The 26,258-nt window shown below is 72.8% G+C and carries 21 protein-coding genes; 7 read left to right on the forward strand and 14 right to left on the reverse strand.

The genetic code is table 11. From position 1 onward, the window contains the following. Positions 1 to 58 precede the first annotated feature (58 nt). Positions 59 to 1,990 carry a molecular chaperone DnaK gene (gene dnaK, locus EOE48_RS22790; protein WP_127733181.1) on the reverse strand — a complete coding sequence of 644 codons (1,932 nt, stop codon included), beginning with the start codon at positions 1,988 to 1,990 and terminating at the stop codon, positions 59 to 61. 419 nt (positions 1,991 to 2,409) lie between these two features. Between dnaK and EOE48_RS22795 the strand changes: the two genes are divergently transcribed. Then, complete coding sequence (locus EOE48_RS22795; RefSeq protein ID WP_127733182.1) at positions 2,410 to 3,363, forward strand: hypothetical protein; 954 nt, start codon at positions 2,410 to 2,412, stop codon at positions 3,361 to 3,363. 18 nt (positions 3,364 to 3,381) lie between these two features. Here EOE48_RS22795 and EOE48_RS22800 read toward each other — a convergent pair whose 3' ends face one another. After that, positions 3,382 to 4,017: a YqgE/AlgH family protein gene (locus EOE48_RS22800; RefSeq protein WP_425463684.1), complete on the reverse strand. Its 636-nt coding sequence runs from the start codon at positions 4,015 to 4,017 to the stop codon at positions 3,382 to 3,384. Positions 4,018 to 4,160: 143 nt separating this feature from the next. On the opposite strand from EOE48_RS22800, the gene EOE48_RS22805 reads away from it, so the two are divergent. Continuing rightward, positions 4,161 to 4,643, forward strand: coding sequence for a peroxiredoxin (locus EOE48_RS22805; RefSeq protein ID WP_127733184.1), 483 nt, complete (start codon positions 4,161 to 4,163; stop codon positions 4,641 to 4,643). 18 nt (positions 4,644 to 4,661) lie between these two features. Here EOE48_RS22805 and EOE48_RS22810 read toward each other — a convergent pair whose 3' ends face one another. The 8 genes from EOE48_RS22810 to EOE48_RS22845 form a co-directional block, all read right to left on the reverse strand. Next, positions 4,662 to 6,419 carry a monovalent cation:proton antiporter-2 (CPA2) family protein gene (locus tag EOE48_RS22810; protein WP_127733185.1) on the reverse strand — a complete coding sequence of 586 codons (1,758 nt, stop codon included), beginning with the start codon at positions 6,417 to 6,419 and terminating at the stop codon, positions 4,662 to 4,664. 65 nt (positions 6,420 to 6,484) lie between these two features. Then, the gene (locus EOE48_RS22815) at positions 6,485 to 7,423 is read right to left on the reverse strand and encodes a pirin family protein (RefSeq protein WP_127733186.1); all 939 of its coding nucleotides are present in this window, start codon (positions 7,421 to 7,423) and stop codon (positions 6,485 to 6,487) included. A 101-nt stretch (positions 7,424 to 7,524) separates the two neighbouring features. Then, complete coding sequence (locus EOE48_RS22820) at positions 7,525 to 8,310, reverse strand: SDR family NAD(P)-dependent oxidoreductase (RefSeq protein ID WP_127733187.1); 786 nt, start codon at positions 8,308 to 8,310, stop codon at positions 7,525 to 7,527. Positions 8,311 to 8,431: 121 nt separating this feature from the next. Beyond that, positions 8,432 to 9,385 (reverse strand): 2-hydroxyacid dehydrogenase, encoded by a 954-nt coding sequence (locus tag EOE48_RS22825; RefSeq protein ID WP_127733188.1) that lies wholly within the window; start codon positions 9,383 to 9,385, stop codon positions 8,432 to 8,434. Between the two features lie 150 nt (positions 9,386 to 9,535). Beyond that, entirely contained in the window at positions 9,536 to 11,584 is a 2,049-nt protein-coding gene (locus EOE48_RS29635) for a calcium-binding protein (RefSeq protein WP_127733189.1), read from the reverse strand. A 330-nt stretch (positions 11,585 to 11,914) separates the two neighbouring features. Continuing rightward, positions 11,915 to 12,751, reverse strand: a complete 837-nt coding sequence (gene fghA, locus EOE48_RS22835; protein ID WP_127733190.1) for an S-formylglutathione hydrolase — start codon at positions 12,749 to 12,751, stop codon at positions 11,915 to 11,917. 56 nt (positions 12,752 to 12,807) lie between these two features. Next, a complete protein-coding gene (locus EOE48_RS22840; protein ID WP_127733191.1) occupies positions 12,808 to 13,941 on the reverse strand; it encodes an S-(hydroxymethyl)glutathione dehydrogenase/class III alcohol dehydrogenase in 1,134 nt (377 codons plus the stop codon). A gap of 281 nt (positions 13,942 to 14,222) precedes the next feature. Next, positions 14,223 to 15,557, reverse strand: coding sequence for an LLM class flavin-dependent oxidoreductase (locus EOE48_RS22845; RefSeq protein WP_127733192.1), 1,335 nt, complete (start codon positions 15,555 to 15,557; stop codon positions 14,223 to 14,225). 196 nt (positions 15,558 to 15,753) lie between these two features. On the opposite strand from EOE48_RS22845, the gene EOE48_RS22850 reads away from it, so the two are divergent. The 4 genes from EOE48_RS22850 to EOE48_RS22865 all read left to right on the forward strand — a co-directional run bounded on the left by EOE48_RS22850 (position 15,754) and on the right by EOE48_RS22865 (position 20,298). Then, the gene (locus EOE48_RS22850) at positions 15,754 to 16,923 is read left to right on the forward strand and encodes a M20 aminoacylase family protein (RefSeq protein WP_127733193.1); all 1,170 of its coding nucleotides are present in this window, start codon (positions 15,754 to 15,756) and stop codon (positions 16,921 to 16,923) included. Between the two features lie 18 nt (positions 16,924 to 16,941). After that, positions 16,942 to 17,367 (forward strand): HIT family protein, encoded by a 426-nt coding sequence (locus tag EOE48_RS22855; RefSeq protein ID WP_127733194.1) that lies wholly within the window; start codon positions 16,942 to 16,944, stop codon positions 17,365 to 17,367. Between the two features lie 166 nt (positions 17,368 to 17,533). Next, on the forward strand, positions 17,534 to 18,418 hold the full coding sequence (locus tag EOE48_RS22860; RefSeq protein WP_127733195.1) for an SMP-30/gluconolactonase/LRE family protein: 885 nt from the start codon (positions 17,534 to 17,536) through the stop codon (positions 18,416 to 18,418). A gap of 29 nt (positions 18,419 to 18,447) precedes the next feature. Next, complete coding sequence (locus EOE48_RS22865; RefSeq protein ID WP_127733196.1) at positions 18,448 to 20,298, forward strand: glycoside hydrolase family 15 protein; 1,851 nt, start codon at positions 18,448 to 18,450, stop codon at positions 20,296 to 20,298. Here EOE48_RS22865 and EOE48_RS22870 read toward each other — a convergent pair. From EOE48_RS22870 to EOE48_RS22880, 3 genes are all read right to left on the reverse strand, one after another. Then, the gene (locus tag EOE48_RS22870) at positions 20,255 to 21,136 is read right to left on the reverse strand and encodes a hydroxymethylglutaryl-CoA lyase (protein ID WP_127733197.1); all 882 of its coding nucleotides are present in this window, start codon (positions 21,134 to 21,136) and stop codon (positions 20,255 to 20,257) included. The genes EOE48_RS22865 and EOE48_RS22870 overlap by 44 nt on opposite strands. Then, the gene (locus tag EOE48_RS22875; RefSeq protein WP_127733198.1) at positions 21,133 to 22,380 is read right to left on the reverse strand and encodes an ABC transporter substrate-binding protein; all 1,248 of its coding nucleotides are present in this window, start codon (positions 22,378 to 22,380) and stop codon (positions 21,133 to 21,135) included. The genes EOE48_RS22870 and EOE48_RS22875 overlap by 4 nt, the downstream gene beginning before the upstream one ends. A gap of 552 nt (positions 22,381 to 22,932) precedes the next feature. Beyond that, positions 22,933 to 24,213, reverse strand: coding sequence for a hydroxymethylglutaryl-CoA reductase, degradative (locus tag EOE48_RS22880; protein WP_127733199.1), 1,281 nt, complete (start codon positions 24,211 to 24,213; stop codon positions 22,933 to 22,935). A 195-nt stretch (positions 24,214 to 24,408) separates the two neighbouring features. Between EOE48_RS22880 and EOE48_RS22885 the strand changes: the two genes are divergently transcribed. After that, complete coding sequence (locus tag EOE48_RS22885; RefSeq protein ID WP_127733200.1) at positions 24,409 to 25,821, forward strand: aminotransferase-like domain-containing protein; 1,413 nt, start codon at positions 24,409 to 24,411, stop codon at positions 25,819 to 25,821. A gap of 77 nt (positions 25,822 to 25,898) precedes the next feature. Here EOE48_RS22885 and EOE48_RS22890 read toward each other — a convergent pair. Further along, positions 25,899 to 26,258 (reverse strand): hypothetical protein (locus EOE48_RS22890; RefSeq protein WP_127733201.1); only part of this gene is annotated, 360 nt, incomplete at its 5' end.

Genomic DNA, 26,258 nt, shown 5'->3' on the forward strand with positions numbered 1-26,258 from the left:
GCGGGCGCGGGACCTGCAAGTCAGGACCTGCAAGTCCTGCGCCCGCCGCGAGCGGCCGTTACGCCCGCTTCTTCTGGTCCTTGTCGTCGACTTCCTGGAAGTCGGCGTCGATGACGTCGTCCTTCTTGGCCTCGCCGGTGCCGGCCCCGGCGCCCGGAGCGCCCTCGCCGGCCGCCGCCGCCGCGCCTTGCGCCGCGTACATCGCCTCGCCGAGCTTCATCGAGGCCTGCATCAGGTCCGTGGTGCGGGACTTGATGGTCTCGACGTCCTCGGCCGCGAGCGCCTGACGCAGGGCGTCGATCGCCGTGGTGATGCCGGCGCGGTCGGCCTCGGAGACCTTGTCGCCGTACTCCTTCACCGACTTCTCGGTGGCATGGACGAGGCTCTCGCCCTGGTTCTTCACCTCGACCAGCTCGCGCCGCTTCTTGTCGTCGGCGGCGTTGGCCTCGGCCTCCTGGACCATGCGCTGGATGTCGGCGTCGGACAGGCCGCCCGAGGCCTGGATGCGGATCTGGTGCTCCTTGCCCGTCGCCTTGTCCTTGGCCGTCACGTTGACGATGCCGTTGGCGTCGATGTCGAAGGTCACCTCGATCTGCGGCAGGCCGCGGGGCGCCGGCGGGATGCCGACGAGGTCGAACTGGCCGAGCAGCTTGTTGTCGGCCGCCATCTCGCGCTCACCCTGGAAGACCCGGATGGTGACCGCGTTCTGGTTGTCCTCCGCCGTCGAGAACACCTGCGACTTCTTGGTCGGGATGGTGGTGTTGCGGTCGATGAGGCGGGTGAACACGCCGCCGAGGGTCTCGATGCCGAGCGACAGCGGGGTCACGTCGAGGAGTAGCACGTCCTTGACGTCGCCCTGGAGCACGCCCGCCTGCACCGCGGCGCCGATCGCCACGACCTCGTCCGGGTTGACGCCCTTGTGGGGCTCCTTGCCGAAGAAGGTCTTCACCACCTCCTGCACCTTCGGCATGCGGGTCATGCCGCCGACCAGCACCACCTCGTCGATCTCGGCCGCGGTGACGCCCGCGTCCTTGAGCGCCTTGCGGCACGGCTCCATCGTGCGCTGCACGAGGTCGTCGACGAGGGACTCGTACTTCGCCCGGCTGAGCTTGAGCGCGAGGTGCTTCGGCCCGCTCGCGTCGGCGGTGATGTAGGGCAGGTTGATCTCGGTCTGGGTCGCCGAGGACAGCTCGATCTTGGCCTTCTCGGCCGCCTCCTTGAGGCGCTGGAGGGCGAGCTTGTCCTTGGTCAGGTCGATGCCCTGCTCGCGCTTGAACTCGGCCGACAGGTACTCGACGATGCGGTTGTCGAAATCCTCGCCGCCGAGGAACGTATCGCCGTTGGTCGACTTCACCTCGAACACGCCGTCGCCGATCTCGAGGACCGAGACGTCGAAGGTGCCGCCGCCGAGGTCGTAGACCGCGATCAGGCCGGACTTCTTCTTGTCGAGGCCGTAGGCGAGCGCCGCCGCGGTCGGCTCGTTGATGATGCGCAGCACCTCGAGGCCGGCGATCTTGCCGGCGTCCTTGGTCGCCTGGCGCTGGGCGTCGTTGAAGTAGGCCGGGACGGTGATGACCGCCTGGGTGACCGGGCCGCCGAGATACGACTCGGCGGTCTCCTTCATCTTCTGCAGGGTGAAGGCGGAGATCTGCGACGGCGAGTACTGCTTGCCGTCGGCGTCGACCCAGGCGTCGCCGTTGCCGGCGCGCACGATCTTGTAGGGGACGAGGCCCTTGTCCTTCTGCGTCATCGGGTCGTCGAAGGTGCGGCCGATGAGACGCTTGATCGCGAAGAAGGTGCGCTCGGGGTTCGTCACCGCCTGGCGCTTGGCCGGCTGGCCGACGAGACGCTCGCCGTCGTCCGTGAAGGCGACGATCGACGGGGTGGTGCGCGCGCCTTCCGCGTTCTCGATGACCTTGGGCTGCGTGCCTTCCATCACGGCCACGCAGCTGTTGGTGGTGCCAAGGTCGATACCGATCACTTTACCCATGGTGGGATCCCTCGTTGGTGTTCTTGAAGCAGACCGCCGAGCCCCGAAGCAGCTCGGCCCATGGCGGTTCCGAATGAGTGCTTGAACCGGTGCGGGCTGCGTCCGGACCCCGATCCGGCTGAGAGCGAGGATCGAGGGCGCTGCCCGTGCCGGACCCGATATAAGAAGGCCCTTCAGGGGCCGCAAGGCGAGGCCGCGGGCTCGTTCCAGCCGGCTTTGCGCCGGTGGGCGGGAGGCCGGCGGGTGGCGCTTCTGCCTTGGAATCGCGTCATTTCCTGCGCAAACCATGTGACAGACCGCCGATGGCGGCTTAGGGACCGGCCGGGCCCGCCCGCCTCGGGCGGCGCTCCGGCCTCGGCCCCGAGGCCCGCAACGGGGGCAGCCGCCCGCCCCGAAGCCTGGAAACGCGCCCGAGCCTGATGCAGCCCTTCCGCCTCCTCCCCCTCCTCGCCGTCCTGATGGCGGTGCCGGGCCCGGCCGCGGCGCAGTCCTTCTTCGAGGAGCTGTTCGGGATCGGCAGGGCCGCCCGTCCCCCGGTGCCGCCGGCCCCGGTGCCCGGCGGCCGGGCGCCGGGCGAGGCGCCCCCGGCCGACGCGCCCCGCCCCGCCCCGGCGCCGCCGGCGCCGCCCAAGCCCGTGGTGCTCAAGGCGCCCTCCGACGACAGCGTGCTCGGCCAGGACCTGCAGCAGAACGGCAATGCCGGCTCCCTGCGGCTGGAGCGCGGCGCCGCCGGCTTCAGCGCCCGCATCACGCTCGCCGGAACCAAGGTCTCGCAGCCGACCGAATCGTGTCAGGTGCCCCTCGCCGGCGGCAGCCCGATCGTCCTCAACGACGGCGGCCGGGCCGAGGGCGTCACCCGCCTCACCAGCGCCGACGCGGTCTGCCCGCTGCGGTTCGACCTTCTCGACGGCAGCGTCCTCGTCACCAGCGGGGCCGAATCCGAGACCTGCGTGTTCCAGGCCGCCGACTGCGCCGCGACGCCGAAGGGCCTGTGGGGGCCGGGCGCCGCCGCCCTGGTTCCGCGGGCGCAGGAATTCGACACCGCCCGCGGCGTCGCCGACAAGGCGGTGCGCGAGAACTACAAGGTGATGACCCAGCGGGCGCGGCGCGAGGACGTGCGCCCGATCGTGACCGAGCAGGCGGCGTTCTCGTCCGACCGCGAGCTGATGTGCCGCTCCTACGTCCGCGAGGGGACGCACGGCTACTGCCACGTGCGCTTCACCGAGGGCCGCGCCCTGGCGCTCGCCGCCCGGCTCGGCATGGCCGGTGCGGCCCCGACCGCCAGCGCCGCCCCGCGCCCGGCCCGGCGCCGGCCGGCTCCGACGGTGGAGGGCGCCAATCCGGGCGGCTTCGAGGGCGCCGCGGACCAGTGACCGTGGAGCCGTGATCCGTCAGGCGTGCCCGATGCTGGCCGACAGCATCGCCGGCTCGATGCCGATGGTGCGCAGCGCCCGGTCGTACTTGGAGTCGAGGGCGGGGTTGAAGATCAGGTCCGGATCGGCCGGGCAGTGCAGCCAGCCGTTGGCCTGGATCTCGCTCTCGAGCTGGCCGGCCTGCCAGCCGGCATAGCCGAGCGCCAGCACCGCGCTCGCCGGCCCCTGGCCGTGGGCGATCGCCCGCAGGATCTCGACGGTGGCGGTGAGGCAGATGCCCTCGTCGATCAGCAGGGTCGACTGGTCGATGTGGAAGTCGGGCGAGTGCAGCACGAAGCCCCGGCTCGCCTCCACGGGACCGCCCATCAGCACCGGCATGTGGCCGATCCGGTTCGGCAGCCGGATGGCGTCGTCCTGGCCGATGATGTCGAGCTGGACCAGGAGATCGGGCATGTTGAGGTCGGCGGCCGCCTTGTTGACGATGATCCCCATCGCCCCCTCGGCCGAGTGCGCGCACAGGTAGATGACCGAGCGGGCGAAGCGTTCGTCGGCCATGCCCGGCATGGCGACGAGGAGCTGCCCGTCGAGATAGGTGGGGGCCGGCCCTCCGCCGGAGGCGGCGTCCTGAAGCGGTCTGCTGCGCATACGAACCATGCTACGCCCCGATCCGGCGTTGTCCATCCCGGAAACGCGCGCCGGAGCCCGCCGCTCCCGCGCCGGGGCCGAGCCTCGACACCCGGGAACCGCCACGCTAAGCCCGGACCCTGCCTGCCCGCCCATTTCCTCAGGAGAGCCCCATGACGATCCAGGTCGGCGACGCGCTGCCCCAGGCGACCTTCCGCACGATGACGCCGGACGGCCCGGCCGCCAAGACCACCGACGACCTGTTCAAGGGCCGCCGCGTGGTGCTGGTGGCGGTGCCCGGCGCCTTCACCCCGACCTGCCACCGCAACCACCTGCCGGGCTACGTCGCCAAGCGCGACGAGATCCTCGCCCGCGGCGTCGACGCGATCCTGGTCACCGCGGTCAACGACGTGTTCGTGCTCGACGCCTGGTCGAAGAGCGCCGCGGCCGAGGGCGTCGAGTTCCTCGCCGACGGCAACGGCGACTTCGCCCGGGCGCTCGGCCTCGACATGGACGGGACCGGCTTCGGCCTCGGCGTGCGCTCGAAGCGCTACGCGATGCTCGTCGACGACGGCGTGGTGCGGGTGCTCAACGTCGAGGACACCCCCTCGAAGGCCGAGCTGTCCGGCGCCGAGACCCTGCTCAAGTCGCTCTGAGCCGATACCGGGCCGGCCTCAGCCGGCCCGGTGCGCCTGCGCGTTGCCGCGGATCAGCTCGCGGCCGGCATAGATCCCGCCGACCGTCTCGAGGGCGAGGCGCTCGGCGTCGCGGCGGCGGACCTCCTCCATCACCTCCCCGGCCGCGTCCGGGTCGTCGCCGATCGTCACCAGCGCCCGCTCGCCGAGCGCCAGGGCCGACTCGACCGTCTCGCGGATCTGGTAGGCGACCCCCGCCTCGATCAGCGCGATGGCGTGCTCGCGGTCGCGGGCGCGGGCCAGGACCGGCACCAGCGGGAATTCCGACCGGGCGATCTCGGCGATCCGCGTGGCGGTCGCGCCGTCGTCGACGCAGACCAGGATCGCCCGCGCCGTCCCGGCCCCGGCCGCCCGCAGGATGTCGAGCCGCGTGCCGTCGCCGTAATAGACCTTGAAGCCGAACGACTCGGCGAGGCGGATGTTCTCGGCGTTGGTGTCGATGATCGAGACCGAGCAGCCCCGCGACAGCAGCGGCTGGGTCGCGATCTGCCCGAAGCGACCGAAGCCGACGATCAGCGCGCTGCCGGCGAGGTTCTCCGGCGCCTCGACGCCGTCGGTCGACGGGGCGGCTTTCGGCCCGAGGCGGTCGAAGGCGATCACCATGAGCGGCGTCACCGCCATCGACAGGATCACGGTCGCGGTCAGGACCGCGTTGGTCGTGGCGTCGAGGATCCCGGCGCCGGCCGCCGCGGCGTAGAGCACGAAGGCGAACTCGCCGCCCTGCGCCATCAGGGCCGCGCGCTCTTGCGCCTCGGCGTGCGCGGCGCGCAGGGCCCGGGCGACCGCGTAGATCACGAGGCTCTTCACCGCCATGTAGGCGGCGACGCTGGCGAGGATCAGGCCGGCATTCGCCGCGATCACCGCGAGGTCGAGCGACATCCCGACTCCGAGGAAGAACAGCCCGAGCAGGATGCCGCGGAACGGCTCGACGTCGGCTTCGAGCTGGTGGCGGAAGCTCGATTCGGACAGCAGGACGCCGGCCAGGAACGCGCCCATCGCCATCGACAGGCCGCCGAGCTGCATCGCCAGCGCGGCGCCGAGCACGACGAGCAGCGCCGCCGCGGTCATCACCTCCCGGGCCTTCGCGGCGGCGAGGAGGCGAAACAGCGGGTTGAGCAGCCAGCGCCCGGCCGCCACGAGGGCGCCGACCGAAGCCAGCGCGATGAGGACCGCCACGGCGCGCTCGGTCCCGGTCGTTCCGGCCCCGCCGGGCGCCAGCAGCGCCACCACCGCGAGCAGCGGCACGATCGCCAGATCCTCCAGCAGCAGGATCGCGACGATGCGCTGGCCCTTCGGGGTCGAGAGCGCGCCGCGCTCCTCCAGGAGCTGCATCACGATCGCGGTCGAGGTCAGCACGAAGCCGGTGCCGGCCACGAAGGCGACCGCCGGCGAGAAGCCGAGGCCGATCCCGACCAGCGTCAGGGCGGCGATGCAGGCGCCGACCTGAGCGAGCCCGAGGCCGAAGATCGCCCGGCGCATGCCCCACAGCCGCGACGGCTCCATCTCCAGCCCGATGATGAACAGGAACATCACCACGCCGAGCTCGGCGACGTGCAGGATGGCGTGGGCGTCGGTGAACAGGCCGAGGCCGAACGGGCCGATCGCCAGCCCGGCGAGCAGGTAGCCGAGGACCGAGCCGAGCCCGAGCCGCTTGAACAGCGGGACGGCGACGACGCCCGCCGCCAGCAGGGATACGACCTGGACGAGTTCGCCCGCGGCGCCGGATGCGTCGGCCATGGTAAGGTGACTCCACCTGTGAAGGGTTTTGAGGAGCGCGGCGCCGGACCGGCGCCGCGCCGCCCTCAGGGATAGCGGACCGGCGGCGGATCCTCGGGCAGCGGGATGAACTCGGCGTCGTTGGGCACCGTGTCGAACCGGCCCTGGCGCCAATCCTCCTTGGCCTGGGCGATGCGCTCGGGCCGCGACGAGACGAAATTCCACCACAGGTGGCGCGGCCCGTCCATCGGCTCGCCGCCGAGCACCATGAAGCGGGAGGTTTCGGTCGCCCGCACGCTGATGCGGTCGCCGGGCCGGAAGACGAGGAGCTGGCCCGGGCCGAAGCCGTCGCCGGCGATCTCGATCGCGCCCGACACCGTGTAGATCGCCCGCTCGTCGTAGTCGGGGTCGAGGGGCAGCACCGCGCCTGCCTCCAGCGCCACGTCGGCATAGACCATCGGGCTCGACGTGCGCACCGGCGAGCGGGCGCCGAACGCCGTGCCGGCGATCAGCCGCACGGTCTTGCCCTCGCCGGCGACGACCGGCAGCGCGGCGGCGTCGTAATGCTCGAAGGCCGGCGCGGTCTCCTCGTCCCGGGCGTTGAGGGCGACCCAGCTCTGGAGGCCGAACAGCCGCGAGCCGGTCTGCCGCAGGCCGGCGCCGGTGCGCTCGGAATGGGTGATGCCCCGCCCCGCCGTCATCCAGTTCAGCTCGCCCGGCCGGATTGGGAGCTCGGTGCCGAGGCTGTCGCGGTGCATGATCTCGCCGTCGAACAGGTAGGTGACGGTCGACAGGCCGATATGCGGGTGCGGGCGCACGTCCATGCCCTGCCCGAGCAGGAATTCCGACGGGCCCATTTGGTCGAAGAAGATGAAGGGGCCGACCATCCGGCGCTCGGCCGAGGGCAGCGCCCGGCGCACCGCGAACGAGCCGAGGTCGCGCGAGCGCGGCACGATCAGGGTCTCGATCGCGTCGCAGCTGAAATGGTCGCCCGGGATCGGGTCGTCGGCGCTGTGCCAACTCATGGTTGTGTCTCCTGCGGGAATCGACCGCGCCACCCTGGACCAGCGCGGCCGGATTGTGAACGGAAACGATCGAAACGCATCGTTTCCGCAGGAGGGGTCCGTCAGGCGATGGTCGGCACGATGCCGCCCTCGACCCGCAGGGCGGCGCCGTTGGTCGCCGCGGCCAGCGGGCTGGCGAGGTAGGCGACCATCGCGGCGATCTCGTCGGGCTCGATCATCCGCCGGATCAGCGACAGCGGCCGGTGCAGGCGGAAGAACTCCTCCTCCATCGCCTCCGGCGACAGGCCGGGATCCGACGCGACGCTCTTCAGGAAGTCGCCGATCCCCTCCGAGCGGGTCGGGCCCGGCAGCACCGAGTTCACCGTGACGCCGGTGCCGCGGGTGAGCTGGGCCAGTCCGCGGGCGATCGTGAGCTGGGCCGACTTGGTGACGGCGTAGTGGATCATGTCGGGCGGCGGCACGAGGCCCGACTCGCTCGACACGAACACGATGCGGCCCCAGCCGCGCTCGCGCACCCGCGGGAAGTAGGCCTGGGCCAGCCGGGCGCCGGACACCACGTTGACCTCGAACAGGCGGTGCCAGTCGGCATCCGCGATCGCGGTGAAGTCCCTGGCCTCGTAGATCCCGAGGTTGTTGACCAGGATGTCGACGTCGGGCACCGCGCCCGCCAGCACCGCCGCCCCCTCGGCGGTGGCGGGGTCGGCCAGGACGGTCCGGACCCGCCCGGAGGCGCCGATCGCGGCCGCGGCGGCGTCGAGCTTCGCCTGCTGGCGGCCCGGGACCACCACCTCGGCTCCCTCCGCGGCGAGCCGCGCCGCGATGGAAAGGCCGATTCCCGCCGTCGCGCCGGTGACGAGGGCGGTCCGTCCGTCGAGTTGCAGATCCATGATGGTCTCCCGTGATGCGTGCGGCACCGAAGCCGGGCAGATGGAGACCGTCGCGCGGGGCCGGTAGCGCCCGCCGCGGCACGAGGCTCGTGCCGCGGGCGCACGAATGCGCCGGCTGGGCTCAGTAGCCCCGCCCCCGGTCGACCGCCGCCGGGATCCGGCCGGTCTCGCGGTAGCGGCGCAGGTTGCCCGCCACGACCGCCGCGGCGCTGCCGGGGTTGGTCGGCCCGGTGATGTGGGGCAGCACCGTCACGCCGGGATGCCGCCACAGCGGCGAGGTGGCGGGCAGCGGCTCGGTCTCGAACACGTCGAGCACCGCGTGGTCGAGATGGCCGGCATCGAGGGCGGCGAGCAGCGCGCCGGTGTCGACGATCGCGCCGCGGGCGACGTTGAGGAGCGCGGCGCCCCGCTTCATCGCGGCGAACCGGCCGGCATCGAGCAGCCCGCGGGTCTCGGCGGTGAGCGGCAGCAGGCAGACGACGACGTCGCTCCCGCCGAGCAGGCGGGTCAGGCCGTCCGGGCCGGTGGCGACCGCGACCCCGGGCGGTCCTCCGCCGGCCGGCGGCGAGCGGGTCCAGGCCGCGACGGGGAAGCCCGCCCCGACCAGCCGTCCCGCCGCGGCGGTGCCGAGGGCCCCGAGGCCGAGCAGGCCGACCTGCGTCTCGGCCGGCGCCCGGTAGGGCCGCTGCCGCCAGAGCCCGGCCTCCTGCTGGCGCCGGTAGGCCGGCATGTCGCGCTGGAGATAGTAGGTCCAGGCCAGCACCGCCTCCGCCATGGTGCGGGCGAGTTCGGGATCGACCAGCCGCACGATCGGCGGCGCGTCGGAGCCGAGGTCGCGCACGAGGCGCTCGACCCCCGCCCACAGGCTGTGGATCCAGGCGAGGCGCGGCAGCCGCGCCACCTCGGCGGGATCCGGATTGGCGACGATCGCGACCTCGACCGTCGCGCGCTCCGCCTCCGACAGGTCGCGGAACGGCCGGACGGTCTCCCCGGGCATCGCGGCGGCGAGGGCCGCGAGGTAATCGGCCTCCTCCTGGGCGTCGAGGTTGCCGACGAGGGCGAGGGAAGCGGGCATCGGGGTCGTGTCCTGGTCTCACGCGGTGCGGGAGGTCTACAGACGCCGCCGGCCTTTGCCCACCGGGCCGCCGGTGGGCAAAGGCTTCACGCGCCGACGGTCGGACGATCGCCGCCCCGCGGCCGCCCGTGCCGTTCGCCCCCGGGCGTTCTACACGAAGACGAAGTCCCAGAAGACCAGGGTCGGCGCGCCGGAGAGCGTCGCGATCTGGGTCGCCGCCCCCGCCCCGGTGCCGTCGGCATCGTAGGACAGGACGCCGTTGCCGGTGTTGTACAGCATCGTCGGCCCCGCCTGCGCCGCCGCCGGCGACCCGCTGGCGACGAAACTCTTGCCGGCCACGAGACCGGTCAGGCCGCCGAAGGCCGAGGAGGTCAGCACGATCCGGTCGCCCTGGGCATGCACGAAGTCGCCGATCGTGTCGTATTGCGGCGACACGCTCGTGAACGCGAACCGGTCGCCGCCGGCCCCGCCGGTCAGCAGGTCGTAGCCGGCGCTGGCGTAGAGCCAGTCCGCCCCGTCGCCGCCGACCAGCGTGTCGTTGCCCGCCCCGCCGTCGAGGGTGTCGTTGCCGGCGCCGCCCTCCAGCCGGTTGGCTGTGGCGTTGCCGGTGAGACGGTCGCTGTAGCGCGACCCGAGCAGGCCCTCGATCCCCGCATAGCTGTCGCCAGCCGCCTCCCCCGTATTGTTGGCCGGCGTCAGCAGGTCGGCCGTCAGCGAGGCGACCGCGCCGGCGTAGCTGGCGGTGTCGAAGCCGTCCCGGCCGAGCAGGGCGTCGGCGCCGAGCCCGCCGGTCAGGAGGTCGTCGCCGCTGCCGCCGTCGAGGCGGTCGTTCTCGGAGCCGCCGTCGAGCGTGTCGTTGCCGGTGCCACCGATCAGGATATCGGCACCGGCGCCGCCGGACACGAGGTCGTTGCCGATGCCGCCGTCGACGCTGTCGTTGCCGATGCCGCCGTCGAGGGTGTCGTCGGCGCCGTAACCGAGGAGGGTGTCGTTGCCGCCGCCGCCCATCATGAAGTCGCGCAGGCTGTCGCCGGTGATCGCCTCGGAGGAGGCGTCGCCGCGGGTGTCGCGGGTGAACGCGAGGGTGTTGGAGGCGATGCCGTAGCCGCTGCCGTCGCCGATCGTGTCGGTGACGATGCCCGACAGGACGCCGTTGGCCGCGGCCGCGAAGTTCAGGTTCTGCGACGTGCCGCGCCAGAGCCCCGAGGTGACGGCCGTGCCGTCGGGTGTCCAGATCGCGTATTCCGTGGTGACGTCCGTGACGTTGCTCCACCCGACGGCGAGGAAGCCGTTGTCGAGCTGGGCGATGGTCGGGTCGTTCCGCTGGCCGCCCCGCGTCAGCGGCTCGCTGGCCCGCTGGATGGTGCGCAGGCTGCCGTCGGCGTTCCAGATCCCGAGGGTGACCTCCGCCGGCCGGCCGGTCCAGCCGTCGTCGAAGTAGACGATGGCGAAGCCGCCGTCCTTCAGCCCGATCGCCTCGCCCGGCACCTTCATGGTTCCGTAGGTATCCGCGAGGGTTTCGGCGCGGACAACTCCGCCATTGGCGTTGAAGATCTTGAAGGCGAGATCGGTCGCCCCCGAGCCGTCCTGCCGTTCCCGGGCGTAACTCACCATGAAGTTGCCGTTCGTCAGGCCGGCGACGGCCGATTGACCAGTATAGTAAGTCCCGACATTGACCGCCAGGCTGGTCCTGACCGTGCCGTCGGCGTTGAAGACGACCGCCTGGGTGTCGAGGTCCGTGCTCCCGAAGAGATGATCGTAGCTGATGACGAAGCCGCCATCGCCGAGCGCGGTCACGTCGGGGCTGTAGTTGCTGCCCGAGGCCGTGCTGCCTTCGGTGAGCAGGGTTCCGTCCGGCGAGAAGATCCGGAAGGTGATCGGAGTCGAGGTGCTGGATTGGGTCGTATAGGTCATCACGACGTTGCCGTTCTTCAGCGTCGCGGCTTCGGCACTCCGAACGTTGATGCCCGGGCCGTAATTCGTCGCGGCGAACTCGCCCTTCGGCGCGGGCGCGCCCGTGGCATCCAGGCCGCGCGCGAGGATGTAATTGTATCCCCCGTCGTAATAGCCTTCGTAGGCCGTGAAGAACCCCCCGTTGTTGAGAGCCGTGATGGTATCCGCGTACTGGCTCAAGTACGTGTACGTGTTGAGGGGCTCGTTCCTGTTGAGGTAGCCGAAATAATAGGACGTCGTCGCCATCGCGCACACTCCTGCCGCGGATCCCGGGCCCGGCCCCGTCGATTCGGGTCGTGATCGCGGGCGTGGTGGCGGAGTCGTGTCAGGTCACAGATCGACCGGCATCAACCGAACGGATGAGACTGCAGGAATCGGAGCAGGCAGACGATCCCTGGCCATCTCGACTGCACCGCCACCCGATCGCGCCGGGCGATGCTTGGCCTGTCGTGCCGGTCTCTGTCGCCCGGCCTGTTTCGGGCCGCGGGCGGGCGGCACCGGACTCGTCGCCGGCGGGCCACGCCCGCGGCTCGCCCCCGGGATCCGCGGGCGGGACGATCCGCGCCGGGCCGGCCTTCAGCCGCGCAGCCGCTCGGCCGCCCAGGCGACGTGGTCGTCCATGAAGGTCGAGATGAAGAAGTACGAGTGGTCGTAGCCCTCGCGCAGGTTGAGGGTCAGCCCGATCCCGGCCCTGGCGCAGGCCTCCTTCAGCAGGTGGGGCCGCAGGCCGTCGTCGAGGAACGAATCCGCCGTCCCCTGGTCGACGAGGAACTCGGGGAAGCGGTGCCCGTCCTCGATCAGGGCGGTGGCGTCGTGGGCCCGCCACGCCGCGCGGTCGGCGCCGAGATAGCGCTCGAAGGCCGGGGCCGACCAGCCCGCGGTCGAGGGCTGCACGATCGGCGCGAAGGCGCTGCACGAGCGGTAGCGTTCGGGGTAGGTCAGCGCCAGCGTGAGCGCCCCGTGGCCGCCCATGGAATGCCCGAGGATGCCCTGGCGCGACAGGTCGACCGGGAAGTTCGCCCCGACGAGGGCCGGCAGCTCGTCGGCGACGTAGCTCCGCATGCGGTAGTGCTCCGCGTAGGGCGCCTCCGTCGCGTCGAGGTAGAAGCCGGCGCCGCAGCCGAACTTCCAGTCGTCGGGGTCGTCCGGCACGCCCGGCCCGCGCGGGCTGGTGTCGGGCGCCACGAAGGCGACCCCGTGCCGGGCCGCGGCGCGGCGGTACTCGCCCTTGTCCATGACGTTGGCGTGGGTGCAGGTCAGGCCCGACAGGTACCACAGCACCGGCACCGGCCCGTCCGCCGCCTGCGGCGGCAGGTAGACCGCGAAGGTCATGGGGCAGCGGGTCGCCGCGGATTCGTGCCGGTAGACGCCCTGCACGCCCCCGTGGGACAGCGCCTTGCTGACGGTTTCCACCCTGGCTTCTCCTTGTTCCGGCGGCCGGCTCCGGGCCGGCCGCACCCGCACCCGGCTCAGTAGACGACGACGGACCGGATCGACTTGCCCTCGTGCATGAGGTCGAAGCCGTGGTTGATCTCGTCGAGCGGCATGGTGTGGGTGATGAGATCGTCGATGTTGATCTTCCCCTCCATGTACCAGTCGACGATCTTCGGCACGTCGGTGCGGCCGCGGGCGCCGCCGAAGGCCGAGCCCTTCCACACGCGCCCGGTGACGAGCTGGAACGGCCGGGTCGCAATCTCGCGGCCGGCCTCGGCCACGCCGATGACGATCGACTCGCCCCAGCCGCGGTGGCAGCATTCGAGCGCCTGGCGCATCACGTTGACGTTGCCGGTGGCGTCGAACGAGAAGTCGGCGCCGCCGCCGGTCACGTCGAGGATCGCCTGCACGACCTTGTCGGTGCCGACCTCGTTCGGGTTGATGAAGTCGGTCATGCCGAACTTCTCGGCCATCGCCCGCTTGTCGGGGTTGATGTCGACGCCGACGATCCGGTCGGCGCCGACCATCCGGGCGCCCTGGATCACGTTGAGCCCGATGCCGCCGAGGCCGAACACCACCACGTTGGCGCCCGGCCACACCTTGGCGGTGTAGATCACCGCGCCGATGCCGGTGGTCACGCCGCAGCCGATGTAGCAGATCTTGTCGAAGGGGGCGTCCTCGCGCACCTTCGCCAGCGCGATCTCGGGCAGCACCGTGAAGTTCGAGAAGGTCGAGCAGCCCATGTAGTGGAACACGGTGTTCGGGCCCGGGCTCGCCCCGGTCGCGACGCAGGAGAACCGGCTGGTGCCGTCGGGCATCACGCCCTGGCCCTGCGTGGCGCGGATCGCGGTGCAGAGGTTCGTGCGCCGCGACAGGCACGACTTACAGTTGCGGCACTCGGGCGTGTAGAGCGGGATGACGTGGTCGCCGGGTTTCAGCGTCGTCACGCCGGCGCCGACCTCGCGCACGATGCCGGCGCCCTCGTGGCCGAGGATCGCCGGGAACTTGCCCTCGGAATCGAGGCCCGACAGCGTGTAGGCGTCGGTGTGGCAGATGCCGGTGGCCATCACCTCGACCAGCACCTCGCCGGCCTTCGGGCCCTCGATGTCGATGGTCTCGATGGTCAGCGGCTTCTTCGCCTCCCAGGCCACCGCCGCGCGCGTCTTCATGATCCCGCTTCCTTCCAAACTCGATGAGCCGCACCGGGCCGCCGCCCGAGCGACGGCGGTGGGCGCGGGCGGGCGGCGCGCCGTGCCGAACCACGGCTCCCCCGCGGCCGCCCGGGCTCCGGGCGCCTGCTAAGCACCATTCGTCCGGGCGTTCAACGCTTCGGCAGGGCGATGAGGCGTAAACAGGACTTAAGCAGGGGTGGCCGCCCGCCCCGTCGGACGAAATCCGATCGAACGCTCGGCGATCCCTCCGGAATCGCGGCAGGGACGGCCGGCCGCGTTCAGCGCGCCCCGGCGAAGAACCGGTTCTCCGGCCGCGGCAGGCCGAGATGCTCGCGCAGGGTGGTGCCCTCGTACTCGGTGCGGAACAGGCCGCGGCGCTGCAGCTCCGGCACCACCTTGAGCGCAAAGTCGTCGAGGCCCTGCGGCACGTCCGAGACCATCACGTTGAAGCCGTCGCAGGCCCCGGCCTCCAGCCAGGCCTGCATCTGGTCGGCGATGGTGCGCGGCGTGCCGACCATGGCGAGGCCGGCATAGCCGCCGAGCCGCTGCGCCAGTTGGCGGACGTTCAATCCCTCGCCGCGCGCCAGCGCGATCGCCCGCTCGCGCCCGGTCTTCGACTGGTTGGTCTCGGGGATCTCCGGCAGCGGCCCGTCCGGATCGAAGGCCGAGGCGTCGACCCCGAGCGCGATCGACAGGGCCGCGATGGCGCTCGCCTCGTGCACGAGGCCGTCGAGGAGCGCGCGCTTGTCGCGCGCCTCCGCTTCGGTGTCGCCGACGACCACGAAGCAGGCCGGCAGGATCTTGAGGTGGTCGGGGTCGCGGTTGACCCGCGCCATCCGGCCGCGCACGTCGTCGGCGAAACGCCGCCCGTCCTCGATGCTGCCGGCCGCCCCGAAGATCACCTCGGCGGTCTCGGCGGCGAGCTGACGCCCGGCCTCCGAGGCGCCCGCCTGCACGATCACCGGCCAGCCCTGGACCGGGCGCGCGACGTTGAGCGGGCCGCGCACCGAGAGATGCGGGCCCTGGTGGTCGAGGACGTGCATCTTCTCCGGGTCGAAGAAGATCCCGCTCTCGACGTCGCGCAGGAAGGCGTCGTCGGCGAAGGAATCCCACAGCCCCTTCACCACCGAGACGAATTCGTGGGCGCGGTCGTAGCGGTCGGCGTGCTCGGGGTGATGTTCGAGGCCGAAATTCCGCGCCGCGTCGGGGTTCGAGGTCGTCACGACGTTCCAGCCGGCGCGCCCGCCGCTGAGATGGTCGAGGGAGGCGAAGCGGCGGGCGATGTGGAACGGCTGGTCGTAGGTGGTCGAGGCGGTGGCGATCAGGCCGATCCGCTCGGTCACCACGGCGAGCGCCGGCAGCAGCGTGGCGGGGTCGAACGAGGTCACGGTGGCCGAGCGCTTGAGCGCCTCGACCGGCATGTTCAGCACCGCGAGGTGGTCGGCCATGAAGAAGGCGTCGAACTTCGCCGCCTCCAGGGTGCGGGCGAAGCGCGCGAGATGGGCGAAGTCGAAATTGGCGTCCGGGGAGCCGCCGGGATAGCGCCACCACGCGGTGTGGATGCCGACCGGGCGCATGAAGGCGCCGAGATGAAGTCTGCGGTGTCGCGCCATGGTGGTGTCCTGCCTCGATCGCCGCGAGCCGGCCCGCCCCTCTCCCGGAAGGCTGGCACGGCCCGCCCGGCCGGGCAACGCCGACCCCCTTCGGGGCAAGGCTGCACGGGCCCCTCTGGACTCCCCGGCCGCGACGGGGAAAGGTGCCGCGCCCTGAAAGGCCCGGGCCGACCGGGCGCCGTCCGCGAGGTCCCGCATGTCCCCCCTCGACCGCATCGCCGCCGACCTCGACGAACTCACCGCGATCCGGCGCGACCTGCACGCCCATCCGGAGATCGGCTTCCAGGAGGTGCGCACCTCCGGAATCGTCGCCGAGCGGCTGGCGGCCTGGGGCGTCGACGAGGTCCACCGCGGCATCGGCGGCACCGGCGTGGTCGGGATCGTGAAGGGCCGCGGCACCGGCGGGCGGCGGATCGGCCTGCGCGCCGACATGGATGCCCTGCCGATCGAGGAGGCGACCAACCTGCCCCACCGCTCGACGGTGCCGGGCACGATGCACGCCTGCGGCCACGACGGCCACACCACGATGCTGCTCGGCGCCGCCAAGTACCTCGCCGAGACCCGCGACTTCGACGGCACCGCGGTGCTGATCTTCCAGCCCGCCGAGGAGGGCCTGGGCGGCGCCCGGGCGATGCTCGCCGACGGGCTGTTCGAGCGCTTCCCCTGCGACGAGGTCTACGGGCTGCACAACAATCCCGGCGGCCCGGTCGGGCGGCTGTCGCTGCGCCCCGGCCCGGCGATGGCGGCGGCGGACTTCTTCGACATCCGCATCGTCGGCCGCGGCGCCCACGGCGCGCAGCCCAACCGCGGCATCGATCCCGTCGTGGTCCAGGCCGCCCTGGTCCAGGCGCTCCAGACCATCGTCAGCCGCAACGCCGACCCGCTCAAGTCGGCGGTGCTGTCGATCACCCAGGTCCATGCCGGCGCGGCCTACAACGTGATCCCGGAGGAGGCCCACCTCGCCGGCACGATCCGCACCTTCGACGACGACGTGCGGGCCCTGGTGGCGACCCGGATCCGCGAGATCTGCGCCGGCGTGGCGGCGGCCTTCGGGGCCGAGATCACGGCCGACGTGCGCAACGTCTTCTCGGTGCTGCGCAACAGCGAGGCCCAGACCGCCGCCGCGACCGAGATCGCCGCCGAGCTGTTCGGGCCCGAGCACGTCGGCGCCGACCCGGAGCCGAAGATGGGCAGCGAGGACTTCGCCGACATGCTGCTGCGGGTGCCCGGCGCCTATGCGTGGCTCGGCCAGAAATCCGGGGCCGCCCTTCACAACGCCGCCTACGACTTCGACGACGCGATCATCCCGCACGGCGCGGCCTATCTGGCGCGCCTCGTCGAGCGCCGCTCGGCGGCCGGGCTCTGATTTTCTGAGGACCACGACATGACCACCGCCTACGATCCCGGCAACGTCTTCGGCAAGATCCTGCGCGGCGAGCTGCCGGCCTACAAGGTCTACGAGGACGCCCACACCCTCGCCTTCATGGACGTGATGCCCCAGGGCCGCGGCCACGCCCTGGTGATTCCCAAGACCCCGAGCCGCAACCTGCTCGACGCCGACCCGGCGGTGCTCGGGCCGCTCTACGCCACGGTGCAGCGGGTGGCGAAGGCGGCGGTCGCGGCCTTCGGGGCCGACGGGGCGGTGGTGACGCAGTTCAACGAGGCCGAGGCCGGCCAGACCGTGTTCCACCTCCACGTCCACGTCGTGCCGCGCTTTTCCGGCGTGTCGCTGCGCCCCCATGGCAGCCGCAAGGCCGAGGCGGACGAACTCGCCGCCGACGCCGAGATCCTGCGCGCGGCTTTGGCCTGAGACCGGCCCGGGCCCGGCGAGGACAGCGCTTCGCCGGGCGATCCGTGCCGCCACGCGGCAGACTTCCCGACAAGCCCTTTTAATCCCGACTGAATTTCGCGCTTCCCTGCGGAACCCGGCGGCGTTCCGGCACGTCGTGCCGGTGTTCGCCCCGCACGGAGGGACCATGACCGAGCCCGCGATCCGGATCCTGAACGCCCCGCGCGCCCATCTCGGCGAGGGGCCGAGCTACGATCCCGACCGCGACACCGCCTGGTGGGTCGACATCCTGGAGAAGCGGCTGTTCGAGGCGCCGCTCGCCGGGGACGCGGTCACGGTCCACGACCTGCCGGTGATGGCGAGCGCGGTCGCGGAGGTCGACGGGGCGCGCCACCTGCTCGCCGCCGAGGACGGGCTGTACCTGCGCGAGCGGGCCGGCGGCCGGCTCATCCGCCACTGCCCCCTGGAAGCCGACGACGCCCGCACCCGCTCCAACGACGGCCGGGTCCATCCCTGCGGCGCCCTGTGGATCAGCACCATGGGCCGCGGCGCCGAGCCGGGCCTCGGGACGATCCACCACGTCGCCGGCACGCGGGTGACGCGGCTCTACGGCGGCCTCGCGATCCCGAACGCGATCTGCTTCTCGCCCGACGGCGCCACCGCCTACTTCGCCGACACCGCGGTCGGCCTGCTGCACCGGGTCGCGGTCGATCCCGCCACCGGGCTGCCGGCCGGCGAGCCGGGCGTGCTCTACGACCATCGCGGCGGCGCCGGCGGCCTCGACGGGGCGGCGGTCGATGCCGAGGGGCGGATCTGGTGCGCCCGCTGGGGCGCCTCCTGCCTCGACGCCTACAGCCCCGAGGGCGAGCGCCTGCGCACGATCCGCGTGCCGGCGACCCGGCCGAGCTGCCCGACCTTCGCCGGGCCCGGCCTGACGCGGCTCCTCGTCACGTCGGCCTCCGAGGGCATGGACGAGGCGGAGAAGCGGGCCGACCCGGAGCACGGCCGCACCTTCCTCATCGACCTCGGCGTGCGCGGGCCGATCGAGCCCCGCTTCCGCCTCGCCGCCTGACCCGCCCTCCCCCCTGCGAGCCCGCCCGCATGACCGACCCCGCCGCGCGGCCCTACCGGCCGATCGAGGACTACGCTCTTCTCGGCAACTGCCACGGCTGCGCGCTCGTCGCCCGCGACGGGTCGATCGACTGGGCCTGCCTCGAGCGCTTCGACGCCGACCCGTTGTTCTCGCGCCTGCTCGACCGGACCCGCGGCGGCTTCTTCGCGATCCAGCCCGAGGCGCCGTTCGAGACCGCGCGGATCTACCTGCCGGGCACCACCATCCTGGAGACCAGCTTCACGACGCGGGACGGCATCGTGGTGCTGCGCGACTTCATGGTGGCGCCCGAGGCGGGCCGGGCGCTGCCGAGCCTCGTGCGGATCGTCGCCGGCGTCTCCGGCTCGGTGGCGATGCGGGCGGTCCACCGCCCGCTCGCCGGCTTCGCCGCGGCGTTCGGGGCCCTCAGCCCGGTCGAGGGCGGCGTGGCGGCGGAGGGGCTGCCGTTCCTCGCCGCCTCGGTGCCGTTCGCCCTCGACGAGAACCGCGCCGTCGCCCGGTTCACGCTGGCGGCGCAGGACCAGCAGGTCTTCGCGCTCCACGCGACCCGGGCCGGGGCGGCGGACAGCCCCGCCCCCGGCGACCTGATGGAGGCGACGCGCCGGGCCTGGGCCGGCTGGTCGGCGGCGGCGGCCTATGACGGCCCCGACGCCGACGCGCTCCTGCGCAGCGCCCTGACCCTCAAGGCGCTGACCTACGCGCCCTCCGGCGCGATCGTCGCCGCCGCCACCACCTCCCTGCCCGAGGAGATCGGCGGGGTGCGCAACTGGGACTACCGGTTCTGCTGGATCCGCGACGCCTGCCTGTCGTTCTACGTGCTCAAGAAGTTCGGCATGGTGGCGGAGGCCGAGGCGTTCGTCCGCTTCGTCGGCACCCTGGCCGAGCGCGACGAGGGCGGGCTGAAGCCGCTCTACGCCATCGCGGGCGAGAGCGACCTGCGCGAGCACGAGGTGGCGCATTTCGAGGGCTGGCGCGCCAGCGCCCCGGTCCGCCACGGCAACGAGGCGGCCGAGCAGCACCAGAGCGACGCCTACGGGCAGGTGCTCGACCTGCTGCACCTCTATCGCAGCCTCGGCGGCACGATCCCGGAGGCCATGCGGGAGCAGGCGATCCGCCTCGCCGACTACGCCGCCGCCCACTGGCACGAGACGGATGCCGGGCTGTGGGAGCCGAGGAAGCCCGAGCGGCACTACCTGCACGCCGCGATCATGAACTGGGTCGCCCTCGACCGGGCGATCCGCCTGTTCGGCGAGCGGCCCGACTGGTGCCGCGAGCGCGAGCGCATCGTCGCGCGGGTCAACGGCGAGGGGATCCACCCGGACGGCTACTACCCGCAATCCATCGGCGGCGACGACCCCGACGCCGCCCTGCTGATCGCCCCGATGGTCGGGTTCCCGGTCGACGAGGCCGCCTTCGCCCGCACGGTCGAGGTGGTGATCGAGCGGCTCGGCCACGGGCCCCTGGTCTACCGCTACCGCAACGACGACGGCCTGCCGGGCCACGAGGGCACGTTCCTGATCTGCGCCTTCTGGCTCGTCGACGCCCTCGCCTGGCTCGGACGCGAGGAGGAGGCGCGCACCCGCTTCACCGCCCTGCGCGCGCTCCAGAACGACGTCGGCCTCTACGCCGAGGAGGTGGCGGAGGACCACACCTTCCTCGGCAACTTCCCGCAGGCGTTCAGCCACCTCGCCTTCATCCACAGCGCCCTGGTGCTCGACCTCGTCGCCCATGGCGGGCGCGAGGCGGTGCGCGGCACCTACGCCGACCGCACCCTGCGCGAGACCGCGGCGCGACGGGTCACGCGGGTGGCGCCGGAAGCCGACCCAGCGCCCCGGCGATGAACCGCCCGGCCTCGGCGAGCCGCTCCCGGTCCACCCCGGTCGCGATGCCCATCCGTTCCAGCATCGCGGCGACCGCCTCGGTGGCGACGTTGCCCGGCGCCCCCGGGGCGTAGGGGCAGCCGCCGAGGCCGGCGACCGAGGCGTCGACCACCGACACGCCGCGGTCGAGGCAGGCCCGGATGATGTCGAGCGCCCGGCCGCCGGTGTCGTGGCAGTGCAGGGCGAGGCGCTCGGGCGCCACCCGCTCCGCCACCGCCGCCACCATCGCCAGCGCGGTCTCGGGCGTGCCGGCGCCGATCGTGTCGCCGAGCGAGATCTCGGCGCAGCCGAGCGCCGCGAGCCGGCCCGCGACGTCGGCCACCGCGGACGGTGCGACCGCGCCCTCGTAGGGGCAGCCGAGCACGCAGGAGACGTAGCCGCGCAGCCGGATCCCGGCGGCGGCGGCACCCTCGGCCACCGGCGCGAACCGCTCCAGGCTGGCGGCGATCGAGGCGTTGACGTTGCGCTCGGAAAAGGTCTCGGAGGCGGCGGCGAACACCGCCACCTCCCGCGCGCCCGCCGCCTGCGCCGCCTCGAATCCGCGCCGGTTCGGCACCAGCACGCCGTAGCGCACGCCGGCCGGCGCCGGGCCGAGCCGCCGCATCAGGTCCGGCGTGTCGGCCATCTGCGGCACCCAGGCCGGCGACACGAAGCTGCCGACCTCGATGCCGTCGAGGCCCGCCGCGACCAGCCGCGCGATCAGGCCGAGCTTGACCTCGGTCGGGACGATGACGGGCTCGTTCTGGAGCCCGTCCCGGGGACCGACCTCGACCAGCCGGACACGGGCCGGCAGGGTCACCGGGTCGCCCCGGCCTGGACCATCGGGCAGCGCCCGTCGGCGAGGGGCCGGAACGCCTCGGCGGCGGGGATGGTCTGGACCGTGCGGTAATAGTCCCACGCCCCCTTCGACTGCGCCGGCTCCTTGACCTGGAACAGGTACATCGGGTGGATGTGGCGCCCGTCGGCCCGCACCTGGCCCTCGCCGAACAGCGGGTCCTTCGTCGGCCGCGCCTTCATCCGGGCGACCACCGCCTTGCCGTCGGTGGTGTCGGCCTCGGCGACCGCGCGCAGGTAGTCGAGGGTGCCGGCATAGACCCCGGCCTGGATCGCCGTCGGGCGCCGGCCCCGGGTCAGGGCGCCGAAGCGCTCGCCGAAGGCGCGGGTCTCCGGGTTGGCGTCCCAGTAGAACCCTTCCGTGAGGTAGAGCCCCTGGGCGTCGCGCAGGCCGATCGCGTGGACGTCGGAGAGCTGCATCAGCAGGGCGGCGAGGTCCTGGCCGCCGGCGCGGATGCCGAACTCCGCCGCCTGCTTGACCGAGTTCACGGTGTCGCCGACGGCGTTGGCGAGCGCGACGACCTGGGCCCGGCTGCCCTGGGCCTGGATCAGGAACGAGGAAAAATCCGCCGCCGCGGTCGGGTGGCGGACGTTGCCGACCACCGTGCCGCCCTCGGCCTTCACCACTGCGGCGGCGTCGGATTCGAGGGCGTGGCCGAAGGCGTAGTCGGCGGTGAGGAAGAACCACTTCGTCTTGCCGGTGCGCAGCAGCGCCAGCGCGGTGCCGTGGGCGAGCGCCCAGGTGTCGTAGGTCCAGTGCACGGTGTTGGGCGAGCATTTCGCGCCGGTCAGCTCGGAGGTGCCGGGCCCCGAGGCGATGAAGGCGGCCTTCGAATCGCGCACCACCTCCTGCACCGCCAGCGCCACCGAGGAGAACGGCACGTCGACGATCGCGTCGACCCGCTCCTGGGTGATCCAGCGCCGGGCGGTGGCCGAGCCGATGTCGGGCTTGTTCTGGTGGTCGGACTGGACCAGCTCGACCTTGAGCCCCGGATTCTGCTTGGCAAAGTCCTCGATCGCGAGCTTCGCGGCGGCGACCGAGCCCTCGCCGGAGGAATCCGACGCGAAGCCGCTGAGGTCGGTGAGCACGCCGATCTTCACGGTCCGGTTGGGGATCTCGGCCCGGGCGGCGCCGGAGGCCAGGAAGGCGGCGCCGGAGACGAACAGGGCGGCGCCGGCGAGCAGGGCGGCACGGATGGGGGTGGGCATGGTTTCCTCCTGGTTCTTGTCTGTTGTTGTAGTGGGGCGTTGAGCGCTGGCTTTTTGGGGACTCCCTCCCCTTTTCCCGGATCTTTCTCCGCTCGCGCTCCCGTCGTTTGCAGGGTTGTCCGTGAAAAAGAAGAGGCGCGCCTCCCCTCTCCCGCCCAAGTTTGCAAATTCACACAACGGGTTGTGCGCATTCTCCTCGCCCCGCTCGCGGGGAGAGGGCTTGGGGATCGGCACGATCCCACGACCCCTTGTCGGGTCCACAGCGAGGCGGCGCATCGATCCCGAAGGGATCGACCCGAAGGTGAGGGGGCGATGCAGGCCGAGACTCCTCCGGAACTGCCCCCTCACCCTCGCCCTGTGGGCTTCCTTCGCCCCGGCAAGGGGGCGAAGGCCTCTCCCCGCAAGCGGGGCGAGGAGAGAACTCGCGCCTCATCTGGAGATGTGTGAATGCGCCAGCCCACTCGGGAGAGGGGGCATGCACTTGATTATCAAAGGAATTTTCTCCGCACAGCCCCGCGCCGTCCAGGACGGGGGAGCGTACACCCTGGACTCTCACCCCCGGCGCATCGCCACCAGCACCTCCTCGGCGACGTCCATCCGCACCTGCCGGCGCTCGACCAGCACCGCGGCCACCGCGGCGATCTCGTCGCCCACGGCCCCCGCCATCATGGCGATGTTCTGGGCGTGCAGCGCCATGTGGCCGCGCTGGATGCCGGTGGTGGCGAGCGCCTTGAGGGCGGAGAAGTTCTGCGCGAGGCCGACCGCCGCGATGATCCGGGCGAGGCGCTCGGCGCTCGTGACCCCGAGGATCTTCAGGCAGGTCTGGGCGGTCGGGTGGAGCTTGGTCGCGCCGCCGACGAGCCCGACCGCCAGCGGCAGCTCGATCGAGGCGCTGAGGTCGCCCTCGGCGGTCACCTCGTAGCGGGTCAGGCTGGTGTAGCGGCCCGAGCGCGCCGCGTAGGCGTGGGCCCCGGCTTCGATCGCCCGCGTGTCGTTGCCGGTCGCCAGCACCACCGCGTCGATGCCGTTCATGATCCCCTTGTTGTGGGTCGCGGCGCGGTAGGGGTCGGCCTCGGCGAGGTGGTAGGCGCCGAGGATGCCGTCGCGGACCTCCGGCCCGCCGATCGCCTCGGTGCGCCACACCGCATGCGCCCGGGCGAGGCGGCGGTCGGCGAGGTTCGACAGGATGCGCAGGTAGACCCGCCCGCCGCTCCAGGCCGCGAGGTGCGGCGCCACCGCCTCGGCCATCGTGTTGACGGCGTTCGCCCCCATCGCGTCGCGGGTGTCGACGACGAGGTGGGTCACCACCATTGGGCCGCCCTTGGTGTCGAGCACCCGCACCTCGAGATCGCGAAAACCGCCGCCGAGGCGCACCAGCACCGGGTCGCAGCCGTCGCACAGGGCCGCGATCTCGGCGCAGCGCTCCAGGATGCGCAGGCGCGCGGCATGGGGGTCGCTCACCCCGACCGCCTGGACCTGGGCGATCATCAGGTTGCCCGAGACCGAGGTGGTGAAGCCGGGGTCGCGGTTCTGGCGCGCGGCGTTGCAGACCGCGGCGACCACCGAGGATTCCTCGGTCGCCATCGGGACCAGCACGTCCTCGCCGTCGATCCGCATGTTGGTGGCGATGCCGAGCGGAATGGTCATCGTGCCGATGACGTTCTCGATCAGCCGGTCGGCGAGGTCGGGAGCGAGGTTGCCGAAGTCGCTCAGGCGGTCGACCGCCTCCGGCGCCAGGTCGGCGAAGGCCGCGACCCGGTCGAGGCGCTCGCGCGGCGTCATCGTGTGGAATCCGGCGATCCGCGAGGTCCGGTTCGGGTGTGGGTGCTGCATGGTTCGCTCCGCCCGCGTCGTGCGGCGGGCCCTCCCCGGGCGCGGGCGGACGGCCGCCTCCCCGGCGCCCGGTCGTCTCTCCTCCCGCGTCCGGGCGTGGTGCGAGGCCCGCCCGTTGCCCGCACCGTACCCCCGCGTCCCCGGCGGACAAGGAACGGTTTGCAGGTTTCCGGCGATGCCCGTACCCTTGGTTGCATGGGTACGATCGACGAGCCTCCGGCGGGACTCCCCCTCGGCCGGGCCGAGAGCGTCGCGGCGGCGCTCGCCGCCCGGATCGAGCGCGGCGGCCTGCGCACCGGCGAGCGGCTGCCCTCGATCCGCGAGGCGGCGCGGGGCTTCGCGGTGTCGAAGAACACCGTCATCAGCGCCTATGAGCGCCTCGTCGCCTCGGGCCGGGTCGAGAGCCGGCCCGGGGCCGGCTTCTACGTCTCGGGCCGGCGCCCGGCACCGCCGCCGAGCCCGGGCCCGGCGCGCCCGGAGGCGGTCGACAGCGTGTGGCTGCTGCGCGAGCAGCTCGAGCGTCACTACGACGTGCGGGTCGGCGACGGGCGCCCGCCGCCGGCCTGGATGGAGGGCTTCGAGATCGGCCGCCACCTGCGTCCGGCCCGCCGCGGCGCCGGGGCCCAGACCGAGAGCTACGGCCATCCCGAGGGGTTCCCGCCCCTGCGCCACAGCCTCGCGCTGAGCCTCGCCGAGCGGGCGATCCAGGTCGCCCCCGGCGGGCTGCTCCTGACCCACGGCGCCAACCACGCCCTCGACCTCGTCATCCGCCACGGCGTCGCCCCGGGCGAGGCGGTGCTGGTCGATTCCCCCGGCTACTACCCGCTGTTCGGCAAGCTGCGCCTCGCCGGCGCCCGCATCGTCGGGGTGCGCCGCAACCCGGACGGGCCGGACGTGGCGGACCTCGCCGCCAGGGCCGCCGCCACCGGGGCGCGGCTGTTCTTCACCCAGTCGCTCGCCCACAACCCGACCGGCGGCTCGCTGACGCTGCCGGTGGCCCACCGGCTGCTCCAGGCCGCGGCGGCGCACGACCTGCGCATCGTCGAGAGCGACCCCTTCGCCGACGTGCTGCCGGCCCAGCAGCCGCGCCTCGCGGCGCTCGACCAGCTCGACCGGGTGATCTACGTGGGCACCTTCGCCAAGACCCTGTCGGCGAGCCTGCGCTCGGGCTTCGTCGCCGCCGCGCCGTCCCTGGTCGCGTCCCTGCGCGACCTCAAGATGGTGACGGGCGTCAACAGCTCGGGCTTCGTCGAGCGGGTGATCCACGACCTGATCGAGAGCGGCCGCTACCGGCGCCACCTGCGCCGCCTCGCCGCCCGCATCGACGCCGCGACGGTGCGGGCGCGGGCCGTCCTCGACGCGCTCGGCCTGCCGGTCTTCGGCGAGCCCCGCGGCGGCTACTACCTGTGGTGCGGGCTGCCGGCGGGGACCGACCTCGACGCCTTCTCGCGCCGGGCCGCGGGGCGCGGCATCCTGATCGCGCCGGGCAGCGTGTTCCTGCCCCCGGGCGGGGCTCCGCCGCCGGACGCCCCCCCGATGATGCGGGTCAACGTCGCCTATGCCGACGATCCGCGCTTCCTGCGCTTCATCCGCGACGAGGCCGGGTGAGCGATGTCGATGTCCGCATCGCGAAGCGATCCCGGAGGGATCGCCGGGCGATCGATCGGACGTCGCAGGAGCCGCCCTCAGCGCCGCTGGAACAGCGGCTGGGCCAAGGCCTCGGCGCGGGCCATCCACAGGTCGCGCTCGGCGCGCAGGTCCTCGGTCCTGTCGACCTCGGCCTGGACGTGGTCGCGCAGCGTCCGCAATTCGACGGCGAGGAGGCGCTGCAGCTCGTCCTGGCGCTCGCTCTCCAGCCGCAGGCGGGCCTTCAGCATCATGTTCTCGGCCATCAGGGCGGCGACGTCCTCGGCCTCGCTCGGGGCGGCCTGGGCCGGCGGCTCGGCCGCGACCACGCGGGGCTCCCAGGCCGGAGCACGCTCCGGTGCCGGCGCCCGCTCCGGTGCCGGGGCGCGGTCGGCGGTCGGCGCCGGCGGCTCGGCCGC

This window comes from Methylobacterium oryzihabitans (genome assembly GCF_004004555.2).
Classification (GTDB): Bacteria; Pseudomonadota; Alphaproteobacteria; order Rhizobiales; family Beijerinckiaceae; genus Methylobacterium; species Methylobacterium oryzihabitans.

What these genes read in the sequence shown, in the direction of transcription:
- dnaK (WP_127733181.1), bottom strand. Translation starts at nt 1,990, where the DNA reads ATGGGTAAAGTGATCGGTATCGACCTTGGCACCACCAACAGCTGCGTG.
- EOE48_RS22795 (WP_127733182.1), top strand. Translation starts at nt 2,410, where the DNA reads ATGCAGCCCTTCCGCCTCCTCCCCCTCCTCGCCGTCCTGATGGCGGTG.
- EOE48_RS22800 (WP_425463684.1), bottom strand. Translation starts at nt 4,017, where the DNA reads ATGGTTCGTATGCGCAGCAGACCGCTTCAGGACGCCGCCTCCGGCGGA.
- EOE48_RS22805 (WP_127733184.1), top strand. Translation starts at nt 4,161, where the DNA reads ATGACGATCCAGGTCGGCGACGCGCTGCCCCAGGCGACCTTCCGCACG.
- EOE48_RS22810 (WP_127733185.1), bottom strand. Translation starts at nt 6,419, where the DNA reads ATGGCCGACGCATCCGGCGCCGCGGGCGAACTCGTCCAGGTCGTATCC.
- EOE48_RS22815 (WP_127733186.1), bottom strand. Translation starts at nt 7,423, where the DNA reads ATGAGTTGGCACAGCGCCGACGACCCGATCCCGGGCGACCATTTCAGC.
- EOE48_RS22820 (WP_127733187.1), bottom strand. Translation starts at nt 8,310, where the DNA reads ATGGATCTGCAACTCGACGGACGGACCGCCCTCGTCACCGGCGCGACG.
- EOE48_RS22825 (WP_127733188.1), bottom strand. Translation starts at nt 9,385, where the DNA reads ATGCCCGCTTCCCTCGCCCTCGTCGGCAACCTCGACGCCCAGGAGGAG.
- EOE48_RS29635 (WP_127733189.1), bottom strand. Translation starts at nt 11,584, where the DNA reads ATGGCGACGACGTCCTATTATTTCGGCTACCTCAACAGGAACGAGCCC.
- EOE48_RS22840 (WP_127733191.1), bottom strand. Translation starts at nt 13,941, where the DNA reads ATGAAGACGCGCGCGGCGGTGGCCTGGGAGGCGAAGAAGCCGCTGACC.
- EOE48_RS22845 (WP_127733192.1), bottom strand. Translation starts at nt 15,557, where the DNA reads ATGGCGCGACACCGCAGACTTCATCTCGGCGCCTTCATGCGCCCGGTC.
- EOE48_RS22850 (WP_127733193.1), top strand. Translation starts at nt 15,754, where the DNA reads ATGTCCCCCCTCGACCGCATCGCCGCCGACCTCGACGAACTCACCGCG.
- EOE48_RS22855 (WP_127733194.1), top strand. Translation starts at nt 16,942, where the DNA reads ATGACCACCGCCTACGATCCCGGCAACGTCTTCGGCAAGATCCTGCGC.
- EOE48_RS22860 (WP_127733195.1), top strand. Translation starts at nt 17,534, where the DNA reads ATGACCGAGCCCGCGATCCGGATCCTGAACGCCCCGCGCGCCCATCTC.
- EOE48_RS22865 (WP_127733196.1), top strand. Translation starts at nt 18,448, where the DNA reads ATGACCGACCCCGCCGCGCGGCCCTACCGGCCGATCGAGGACTACGCT.
- EOE48_RS22875 (WP_127733198.1), bottom strand. Translation starts at nt 22,380, where the DNA reads ATGCCCACCCCCATCCGTGCCGCCCTGCTCGCCGGCGCCGCCCTGTTC.
- EOE48_RS22880 (WP_127733199.1), bottom strand. Translation starts at nt 24,213, where the DNA reads ATGCAGCACCCACACCCGAACCGGACCTCGCGGATCGCCGGATTCCAC.
- EOE48_RS22885 (WP_127733200.1), top strand. Translation starts at nt 24,409, where the DNA reads ATGGGTACGATCGACGAGCCTCCGGCGGGACTCCCCCTCGGCCGGGCC.